The following is a 2,730-nucleotide window of genomic DNA, read 5'->3' as shown; positions in this document are numbered from 1 at the left end:
CCGGCGCCACCGCCGCGACCGCGTGGATGAAATTTAACGATCATCGTCCGTTCCTTTCTCAAGAACGGCGTGCCTCAGCCGCTCAAGCCCGGCATCGATGGCCATCAGCGCAGCCACAATCTGCACCCTGTCATGGCCGGTGCCGCCGCCGGCGTTAACACGGCGGGCTATCTGGTTCAGGTTATTGCCCATGCCGGCAAGCTGGCGCAGCAGCGCCGGCGAGATTGAGGGGAGCTTTCCGGAACGTGCCGGCTTTTCGTCCAGGCAGGTCTGCCGCATCCACGCCGCCAGCTGCCTGCCGTCACAGCGCTCAAGCAGCCGCCGGTGCTCGTCCTCCGTCACCCACATGGTGAGCATCTTGTTCCGTTTCTCTGACAAACCGGCCTCCTGATAACGCCGGGACGGGCGGGAAAGCCTTTCCCGGTCGGCGCGGGGTTGGACAAGCCGCAGGCGCGTCAGTGGCTTTTGGCGGGTTTCGGGGCGCAGCCCTGAACCAGTCACGTAGCGCTAGCGGAGTGTATACTGGCTTACTATGTTGGCACGAATGCGGATGTCAGTGAAGTGCTTCATGTGGCAGGAGGAAAAAGGCGGCACCGGTGCGTCAGCAGAATATGTGATACAGGATATATTCCGCTTCCTCGCTCACTGACTCGCTACGCTCGGTCGTTCGACTGCGGCGAGCGGAAATGGCTTACGAACAGGGCGGAAATTTCCTGGAAGATGCCAGGAAGAAACTTAACAGGGAAGCGATAAGGCCACGCCAGAGCCGTTTTTCCATAGGCTCCGCCCCCCTGACAAGCATCACGAAATCTGACGCTCAAATCAGTGGTGGCGAAACCCGACAGGACTTAAAGATACCAGGCGTTTCCCCCTGGTGGCTCCCTCGTGCGCTCTCCTGTTCCTGCCTTTCGGTTTACCGGTGTCACTCCGCTGTTATGGCCGCGTTTATCTCATTCCACGCCTGACACTCGGTTCCGGGAAGGCAGTTCGCTCCAAGCTGGACTGTATGCACGAACCCCCCGTTCAGTCCGACTACCACGCTCTTTCCGGTAACTATCAACTTGAGTCCAACCCGAAAAGGCACGACAAATCGCCATTGGCAGTAGCCACTGGTAAACAGGATGTGCGAGAGATGTTGTGAGAGTTCTTGAAGTGGTGCCATTACTACGGCTACACTGGAAGGACAGATTTGGTGACACGTCTCGCACAAGACTGTTACCACGGTTCAGAAACTTGCCGGTTTACTGAACCTTCGAAAAACCACCTCCCCAGGTGGTTTTTTCGTTTTCAGAGCAAGAGATTACGCGTAGAAAAAAAGGAACTCAAGAAGATCCTTTCTATGCTCAACCACCGCATGGCCCATAGCCGCGCTGGCCGTTGCCGGTCAGCTCCAGAATCCTCGACCAATATGGAACCTTGCCCCTCCCAAAATTCAACTAAAAAACCCTCATTTCCTGCCGATAAAATGGGTATCTCTTAACTATGCCTAAATGATAAAATGGGTATTTCTTAACTATGCCTAAATAAATAAGGATAATTTTGAAAAAAATATTCATCCTATCGGCAGCGCTGATCATGGCAGGATGCGCAACAAAGCAATATCCACAGGCCGCGAACGTCACCGGTCCAGAATCTTCCGCAATGGATTGCAAAGCGGTAGCTCTGGAAATCGCCAAAACGCGCAGTGTACAACAAGAAATTGAGGCAACCGGCGAATTTGACGGGCGCACCGTATTAGGTTTCCTGGGTGATTTTGGGATAGGAAATGGCATGGCAAAAGGCGAAGCCCGCAAAAAAGCAGCTAACCGGCTAAATCAGCTGGAAGCCCTGAAGGCTGCAAAGTGTGCAGATCAATAAGGTACAAAAAAGCCCTGCGGGGCTTTTTTTGTACCTGCCAATCAGCTGGATTTACCATAACATCCGTTGCCCGCACCGCTGAAACGGGGTTGGCTGCGTTTCCGGTGCCAGACGCGAGAAAGTGGCGACAGACATGACGAAAAAACACCGAAAACGCAGCCGCTGGATATTACACTGATGCATAGTCATGCAGCCAGATGCATGGCGCGTAAAGTCACACTAAAATCAGCGCGAACGCCTTAAAAACCGGCAAATGCCTCTCCGGCAACTCACACAGCTCCATCACCAGGTAAAAACAGTTCAGCAGGGCTTCAATAACGTTGAGAATTTTCATCACTTCCTCCGGGATAAGTCACTACCATTCCGGTAGTCAGCCTATTTAGCAGGAACGCGATGAGCCCTTCTTCGTGCGGGCTGTCACCTCATCTTCGGACCATCGAAACTCTTCTGCTTCTGTCGGAGCGTCAGCTCCAGCTCGTTCTGACGCTGATACTCCAGTACAGCCTTCTCCTCGATGGCATTCAGTTCCCGGACAAGCGGCGCAGCTGCTCGCTTAAACTCAGCACCTGCGTGCTCAAGTCCGACACGCGCTCGTTCAGCACCGCGTTCTCCCGTTGCATAAGCCCACACATGCTCCGCCATTCCGCGAAGGCGCTCTCCCATTCGTCCAGCCTTTGCGAGTAGTCCTGCTGTAGCTGCTCTAATGCGCTCAGCAACTGCTTTTCCAGCTCTGTCATTTTCCGCTACTCCTGTTTCAGGCGGATCCATGTCGTCCCGTCGTAAGGGATGGCTTCGGTTTGCATCCCCGGCGGCAGGATAAGAAACCTCCGGCCGTCGCTGCTCTCCTGATAGCGCACTCCCCACGTCCGGGCG

3 protein-coding genes are annotated in these 2,730 nt (G+C 54.7%); 1 reads left to right on the top strand and 2 read right to left on the bottom strand.

Annotated features, from left to right (window positions below):
- Positions 1–33: 33 nt before the first annotated feature.
- Complete coding sequence (locus DW58_RS17950; RefSeq protein WP_032967811.1) at positions 34–378, bottom strand: MobC family plasmid mobilization relaxosome protein; 345 nt, start codon at positions 376–378, stop codon at positions 34–36.
- A gap of 1,161 nt (positions 379–1,539) precedes the next feature.
- Between DW58_RS17950 and DW58_RS17945 the strand changes: the two genes are divergently transcribed.
- Entirely contained in the window at positions 1,540–1,857 is a 318-nt protein-coding gene (locus tag DW58_RS17945) for a hypothetical protein (protein WP_023224510.1), read from the top strand.
- 521 nt (positions 1,858–2,378) lie between these two features.
- On the opposite strand, the gene DW58_RS17940 is transcribed toward DW58_RS17945, so the two are convergent.
- Positions 2,379–2,594: an MbeD family mobilization/exclusion protein gene (locus DW58_RS17940; protein ID WP_000137422.1), complete on the bottom strand. Its 216-nt coding sequence runs from the start codon at positions 2,592–2,594 to the stop codon at positions 2,379–2,381.
- Between the last annotated feature and the right edge of the window lie 136 nt (positions 2,595–2,730).

This window comes from Siccibacter turicensis LMG 23730, assembly GCF_000463155.2.
GTDB lineage: Bacteria > Pseudomonadota > Gammaproteobacteria > Enterobacterales > Enterobacteriaceae > Siccibacter > Siccibacter turicensis.
This window is presented reverse-complemented; position numbering and strand designations above follow the sequence as displayed.

What these genes read in the sequence shown, in the direction of transcription:
- DW58_RS17940 (WP_000137422.1), bottom strand. Translation starts at nt 2,594, where the DNA reads ATGACAGAGCTGGAAAAGCAGTTGCTGAGCGCATTAGAGCAGCTACAG.